Here is a 6,539-nt window from a genome sequence, read left to right as displayed (position 1 = left end):
CCGCCCATATTTCTTCACTTTCCAGCAATTGCCGTCAGCGGAACGGCGTTCGCCATCGCAGCGTAGCCCGCGTCGCTCGGATGAATGTGGTCGCCACTGTCGTAGTCGCGACGCAGACGCAGCGGATCGGCCGGATCACGCAGCGCCGCATCGAAGTCCACCACCCCATCGAACTGCCCGCTCGTGCGAATCCATTGATTCACCTTCGTGCGGATCGCCTCGCGCTCAGGCGGCAAGGCCGCCGGCGTGATGGTCGCGCCGAGCAGACGCACGCCGCGCGCATGCGCCGCCGCAATCACGCGCTTGTAGCCGCCGATCAGATCGTCGGCGTTCACCTGCGTGTGCGGGAAATCGCAGTCGAGCCCCGAACGCGGCGGCATCGCCTGGAAGTTGATGTCGTTGATGCCAATCAGCAGCACCGCGGTGCGCACGCCGGCATGTCCCAGCCCGTCGCGCTGGAAGCGGCGTTCGAGCGCCTCGCCGTAACACGGCGAATCGCTCAGCAGCCGGTTGCCGCTAATGCCGAGATCGATCACCGCCAGATCCGTGCGCTCGTGCGCCAGACGCCGCGCCAGCGCATCCGGCCAGCGATGGTTCTCATTGAGCGACGAACGCATGCCATCCGTGATCGAATCGCCGATCGCGGCAATCGTCTGCGCACCCGGCGCCTCGACCGCCAGCCCCGTCACCCACGCGTACTGCGTGAAGCGAACCGGAAACGCGCCAACCGAGGGATCGGCAACATGATCGCCCGGGCGCGACACGTAATTCACCTGGCTCGCCACACGGTGCCACGCCACCATCGTCTGCCCCGCGCCCATATAGCTGCTGATGGCGTATGGCGCCCACTGCTTCAGGCCGATATGCACCGGATCACTATCGAGCTCGGCACCCGGAGCCAGCGAAACTGACTGGCGCCCGCCAAACGTCACGCGCACGCTTTCGGCCTGCTTCACCGCCGAGCCGCCAGCCGAAGGCGCAATCGCCATCGATTCGATCACCAGCGGCGTGCGCCCATAGAGATTGCTGATGTGCACGCGCGCCACTTCGCCGCCCAGCGTCGGATAGACGATCTGACGCACGGTGCGCCCCGCCACCTCGGGCGCACGATAAAGCGGCGGCAATGCCTCGCGCTGCGGAATGGACTGGAGCGCGGTGGCCCAGCTCGTCACCCAATGGCCGCCGGCGGGCTGCTGGGCAAAAGCCGGCGTGGCCGCGCCGATAGAAACGAGCAAAGCGGCGCCGGCCGCGGTAGTAGCAAAGGAAATCTTCATGCGGTCGGATGCGCGCGTGATTGCGCGGAGTCGGGCAAAGCGACCATTGTGCCCCATGGCCCGGATCACGACCTTCCATCCTCCTGACAGCCCGCCTGGCGCAAGCGCTCCACCAACGCGCCTCGCGCACCTCAAAAAATTTCCTCCAGATCACCGGTTCGATCCACTAAAACTCAAACAGTGGAACGGCGCGCCCCAACACCGCTTCGCGCCCTTTTGACCCAGCTCAAAATATTCATTTACCGACCGGTCGGTTGGTTTATACTGCACCCCACACCCAACATCGACGAGAGCGTCCCCATGTACACGCAATCCCTCGACATTCCCGGCAATGTCGCACCGCTGGATACGGCGGCGGCGTCGCCCGAGCAGGTCCAGTTCGACGCGATCATGGCAGCCGACGGCAAGATCGAGCCGCAGGACTGGATGCCCGACGCCTACCGCAAGACGCTGGTGCGCCAGATTTCGCAGCACGCGCATTCGGAAATCGTGGGCATGCTGCCGGAGGGCAACTGGATCAGCCGCGCGCCCAGTCTCAAGCGCAAGGCGATCCTGCTCGCCAAGGTGCAGGACGAAGCGGGCCACGGCCTCTATCTCTATAGCGCGGCGGAAACGCTGGGCGTCTCGCGCGACAAGCTGGTCGACGCGCTGCACGCTGGCAAAGCCAAATATTCGAGCATCTTCAATTACCCGACGCCGACCTGGGCGGATGTCGGCGTAATCGGCTGGCTGGTCGACGGCGCGGCGATCATGAACCAGATCCCGCTGTGCCGATGCACCTACGGCCCGTATGCGCGCGCCATGATCCGCATCTGCAAGGAAGAGTCGTTCCACCAGCGTCAGGGTTTCGACGCCCTGCTCGCGATGATGAGCGGCACCGACGCGCAGCGCGAACTGGTCCAGCAGGCCGTGAACCGCTGGTGGTGGCCGGTGCTGATGATGTTCGGCCCGAGCGACGCCGATTCCGTGCACAGCAATCAATCGGCGAAATGGGGCATCAAGCGCATCTCGAACGACGATCTGCGCCAGAAGTTCGTCGATGCCACGGTCGAGCAGGCCAAGGTGCTCGGCGTCACGCTGCCCGACGCCGATCTCAAATGGAACGAAGCGCGCGGCCACTACGACTACGGCACGATCGACTGGGAAGAATTCTGGCGCGTCGTCAACGGCGACGGCCCGTGTAACCGCGAACGCCTCGGCACCCGCGTGAAGGCGCATAACGAAGGCGCCTGGGTGCGCGAAGCCGCCCTCGCCCACGCCGAAAAGCAGCGTCAGCGCGCCGACAAGCACGCCGCCTGATCGCAACCCACACTGGAAGGAGACAGCAAGATGAACAAGGAATGGCCGATCTGGGAAGTGTTCGTGCGCAGCAAGCAGGGCCTCGACCACAAACATTGCGGCAGCCTGCACGCGAGCGACGCGTCGATGGCGCTGCGCATGGCGCGCGACGTCTACACGCGGCGCCAGGAAGGCGTGAGCATCTGGGTGGTGCCGTCCGCGGCGATCACGGCGTCGGACCCGAGCGAAAAGGCCGAGCTGTTCGAACCGGCCGGCGACAAGATCTATCGGCATCCGACGTTCTACACGCTGCCCGACGAAGTCAACCACATGTAAGAGCGCGACCATGACGACGCCCACGCCCGAACATCTCGCCTACGTGCTGCGCCTTGCCGATACCGCACTGATCCTCGGTCAGCGCAACTCGGAATGGTGCGGCCACGGCCCGATCCTCGAAGAAGACATCGCGCTCGCCAACATGAGCCTCGACCTGATCGGCCAGGCGCGCCTGCTCTACACGCACGCCGCGACGCTCGACAAGTCGCTCAACGGCCGCGAGCGCACCGAGGACGATTACGCCTACTTCCGCGCCGAGCGTGAGTTCGCCAACTACACGCTCGCGGAGCTGCCGCACTTCGGCCCGCTCGCCGGTACGACGCATTCGGCCAACGATTACGCCGTGACGATCGTGCGCAACTTCCTCTACGCGTCGCTGATGGCGCATCTGTGGACCGCGCTGCTGCGCTCGGCCGACCCGCAACTGGCCGCGATTGCCGAACGCTCGATCAAGGAAACGCGCTACCACGTGCATCACGCGCGCGAATGGCTGATCCGCTTCGGCGACGGCACCGAGGAATCGCACCGCCGCGCGCAAACCGCGCTCGACTGGCTGATGCCCTACACGCGCGAATTCTTCAGCACGGATGCGGTGGAAGCCGCCGTCGCCGAAGCCGGCATTGCGCCGCTCGCCGCGCAACTGGAAGCCGCCTGGCGCGCCGATGTCGAAGCCGCGCTGGAAGAAGCCACGCTCACCGCGCCTGCGCCGGTGAAGCACGTGACGACCGGCAAGCTCGGCGAGCATTCGGAACACATGGGCTTCGTGCTCGCCGAAATGCAGAGCCTCGCGCGCCAGCATCCCGGCGCACGCTGGTAAGCACGTAGCAACGACGCGAAACAAAGAGGAAGTCACGACGATGCAAGCGACTGCCGATCAAACACTCGAACGCGCCTGGCAAGTGCTCGAATCGGTGCCCGATCCGGAGATTCCGGTGGTGTCGATCCGCGAACTCGGCATTCTGCGCGGCGTGCGCCGCGCCGATGACGGCCAGCTCGAAGTGGTCATCACGCCCACCTACTCGGGTTGCCCGGCGATGTCGCAGATCGCCGAGGATGTCGCGCACGCGCTCGACGCCGCGCAGATCGCCCCGCATCGCATCGTGACGACGCTCACGCCCGCCTGGACCACCGACTGGATCACCGCAGCCGCGCGCGAAAAGCTGCGCGCCTACGGCATCGCGCCGCCCGCGGGCAACTGCGGCCCGGCCGCGCAACCAGGCGAGCAGCCGATCACCTTCATGCCGAAACTGCCCGCGCCCGTCTGCCCGCGCTGCGGCTCGAAGCACACGGAACGCCTCGCGCAGTTCGGCTCGACCGCGTGCAAGGCGCTCTACCGCTGCATCGACTGCCGCGAACCCTTCGACTACTTCAAACCGTACTGATATGGCCACTCCGCAATTCCATTCGCTGCGCATCCGCGAAGTGCGGCCCGAAACCGCGGACGCGGTCTCCGTCGCTTTCGAAGTTCCGCCCGAGCTGCGCGACGCGTATCGCTTCACGCAAGGGCAGTTCGTCACGCTCAAGACCCACATCGACGGTGAAGAAACGCGTCGCTCGTACTCGATCTGCGTCGGTGTGACCGATTACGACCGCGACGGCGAATTGCGCATCGGCATCAAGCGCGTGCGCGGCGGGCGTTTCTCGAATTTCGCCTTCGACCAGCTGGCGCCGGGCCACGAAATCGACGTGATGACGCCCGACGGACGCTTCTTCACGCACCTGAACGCGGAGCACGGCAAGCATTACGTGGCGTTCTCGGGCGGTTCGGGCATCACGCCGGTGCTGGCGATCATCAAGACGACGCTCGAAGGCGAGCCGCGCAGCGCCTTCACGCTGGTCTACGGCAACCGCAGCGTCGACGCGATCATGTTCGCCGAGGAGCTGGAAGACCTGAAGAACCGCTTCATGGACCGCTTCCGCCTCTATCACGTGCTGTCCGACGATCTGCAGGACGTCGAGCTGTTCAACGGCGTGCTCGATCAGGAGAAGTGCGCGGCCTTCATCGAGTCGCTGCTGCCGGCCGAGGAAATCGACGAAGCCTTTATCTGCGGTCCCGGCCCGATGATGGATGCCGCCGAAGCCGCGCTCAAGGACGCAGGCGTGGCGCAGCAGAAAGTGCATGTCGAGCGCTTCGGTTCGCCGTTGCCGCAGGCGGGCGTGCCCATCGTCGAAATCACCGAAAGCACGCCGGCCGCCGAGCTGGAAATCGTCATCGACGGCAAGAAGCGCAAGCTGCGTCTGCCTTATGAGGGCGTGAGCCTGCTCGACGTCGGCCTGAAGGCGGGTCTGGCGCTGCCGTATGCGTGCAAGGGCGGCGTGTGCTGCACCTGTCGCGCGAGGGTGCTCGAAGGCGAAGTGAAGATGGACAAGAACTACACGCTCGAGGAGCAGGAAGTGAAGGACGGCTTTGTGCTGACCTGCCAGTGCCATCCGGTGAGCGAGCGCGTAGTGGTGAGTTTCGACGAACGCTAACCGAGCACTCATCACAAACACTCATCAGCGCGACGCCGCGAGCGTGCGGTTTTTTCGTCCAGCAATATGTGTGACGAATAGACCTTAGAGCAACAGCACGCTTTCGGCGCTCCAGCGATCCGCTTACACTAGGGGCCGCCCGCGAGTGGTGCAGCGCAGCGCTGCATCGGTGCGGTCGGTCCCTTTTGTCGTTGTGCGCATCGGCGCGCTTCTGGCACTTATTCAGTCGTTCAAGGCGTTCATGGTGAACGCAACGAGTTGTCGATGACCACGATTCACCTCATCCACGGCGAGCCGGCAGCGGCCGCGCTGCGTCAGGCTCTGCTGGCCCGCGAGGCCGCATGCCCGGCAGCCGCCCAATCGGCGAGCCAAGTGATCGCGCTAGCCGACGACCTCACGGTCGGGCCGCTGCGCGATATCGACGAGGCAGCCGACCCGGGTGCGGCGCAACGCGCGGCGTTCTGGCAGCGCGTGGATGGCGAGTGCAACGAAGCGGGCGTGCTGCACACGCTGGCGCAGCAGGACTGCACGGCGCTCGCTGCGCTGGAAGCCGGCAACGCCAACGTGGTGATCTGGCACACGCCCGACGCCGCCGACCAGCTCGCGCTGCGCCGCGCCTGCTACCGCCTGCGCAATGCGCCGCAACGCCTGAACGAAGTGCGCCTCACGGCCGCCGATCTGGCCGGCTCGCAGGACGAAGCCGCCGCGCGCCTGCAGGCTCGCGTGCCGGATGCCGCGCCGATCTCGGTGCTGCGCATCACGCGCCTCGCGCTCGAATGGCAGGAAGCCAAGTTCGCCAACGGCGAAACGCGGCGCTGGCGCGACAACACCTTCACGAGCGGCACGCTGGCCGATCTCGACACGCAGATTCTCGACATCCTCGGCGAAGCCGCGCCGCCCGCTGCGGCCAGCGCGCCGTGGCTCGCCTGCGACACGCTGGGCGCGGCACTCGTGCGCGGCGGCGCGGGCTTTAGGGTCGGCGAGCCGGTCGTGCTGTGGCGCCTGCGCGAACTGGCCGCCGCCGGCGAACTGCGCCTGCGCGACGACCTGTGCGCCTCGCGCAACGACAGCGCCAGCGGCTGCACGCAGAACACCCGCGCGGAGCGCGCCTCGCGCCCCATTCCGGTGCACGCAGCCGCGCATCTTTCCCTTTCCCGCTGATCCTTCGCTGAATCCCTG

General features: G+C 66.1%; 7 protein-coding genes. 6 read left to right on the top strand and 1 reads right to left on the bottom strand.

The window, feature by feature from the left end; translation table 11 throughout:
* Positions 1–14: 14 nt before the first annotated feature.
* Positions 15–1,274: an SGNH/GDSL hydrolase family protein gene (locus U5A67_RS38100; RefSeq protein WP_321818464.1), complete on the bottom strand. Its 1,260-nt coding sequence runs from the start codon at positions 1,272–1,274 to the stop codon at positions 15–17.
* A gap of 300 nt (positions 1,275–1,574) precedes the next feature.
* On the opposite strand from U5A67_RS38100, the gene paaA reads away from it, so the two are divergent.
* The 6 genes from paaA to U5A67_RS38070 all read left to right on the top strand — a co-directional run bounded on the left by paaA (position 1,575) and on the right by U5A67_RS38070 (position 6,521).
* Entirely contained in the window at positions 1,575–2,573 is a 999-nt protein-coding gene (paaA, locus tag U5A67_RS38095) for a 1,2-phenylacetyl-CoA epoxidase subunit PaaA (protein ID WP_321818463.1), read from the top strand.
* Between the two features lie 30 nt (positions 2,574–2,603).
* Complete coding sequence (gene paaB, locus U5A67_RS38090; protein WP_205987221.1) at positions 2,604–2,888, top strand: 1,2-phenylacetyl-CoA epoxidase subunit PaaB; 285 nt, start codon at positions 2,604–2,606, stop codon at positions 2,886–2,888.
* 10 nt (positions 2,889–2,898) lie between these two features.
* On the top strand, positions 2,899–3,705 hold the full coding sequence (paaC, locus tag U5A67_RS38085; RefSeq protein ID WP_321818462.1) for a 1,2-phenylacetyl-CoA epoxidase subunit PaaC: 807 nt from the start codon (positions 2,899–2,901) through the stop codon (positions 3,703–3,705).
* Between the two features lie 40 nt (positions 3,706–3,745).
* Positions 3,746–4,270 carry a 1,2-phenylacetyl-CoA epoxidase subunit PaaD gene (paaD, locus tag U5A67_RS38080; protein ID WP_321818461.1) on the top strand — a complete coding sequence of 175 codons (525 nt, stop codon included), beginning with the start codon at positions 3,746–3,748 and terminating at the stop codon, positions 4,268–4,270.
* 1 nt (position 4,271) lies between these two features.
* A complete protein-coding gene (gene paaE / locus U5A67_RS38075) occupies positions 4,272–5,360 on the top strand; it encodes a 1,2-phenylacetyl-CoA epoxidase subunit PaaE (RefSeq protein WP_205987218.1) in 1,089 nt (362 codons plus the stop codon).
* A 264-nt stretch (positions 5,361–5,624) separates the two neighbouring features.
* Positions 5,625–6,521: a DUF1835 domain-containing protein gene (locus tag U5A67_RS38070; protein ID WP_321818460.1), complete on the top strand. Its 897-nt coding sequence runs from the start codon at positions 5,625–5,627 to the stop codon at positions 6,519–6,521.
* The last annotated feature ends 18 nt before the right edge of the window (positions 6,522–6,539 follow it).

This window comes from Paraburkholderia sp. J69-1 (assembly GCF_905220255.1).
Taxonomy (GTDB): Bacteria; Pseudomonadota; Gammaproteobacteria; order Burkholderiales; family Burkholderiaceae; genus Paraburkholderia.
This window is presented reverse-complemented; position numbering and strand designations above follow the sequence as displayed.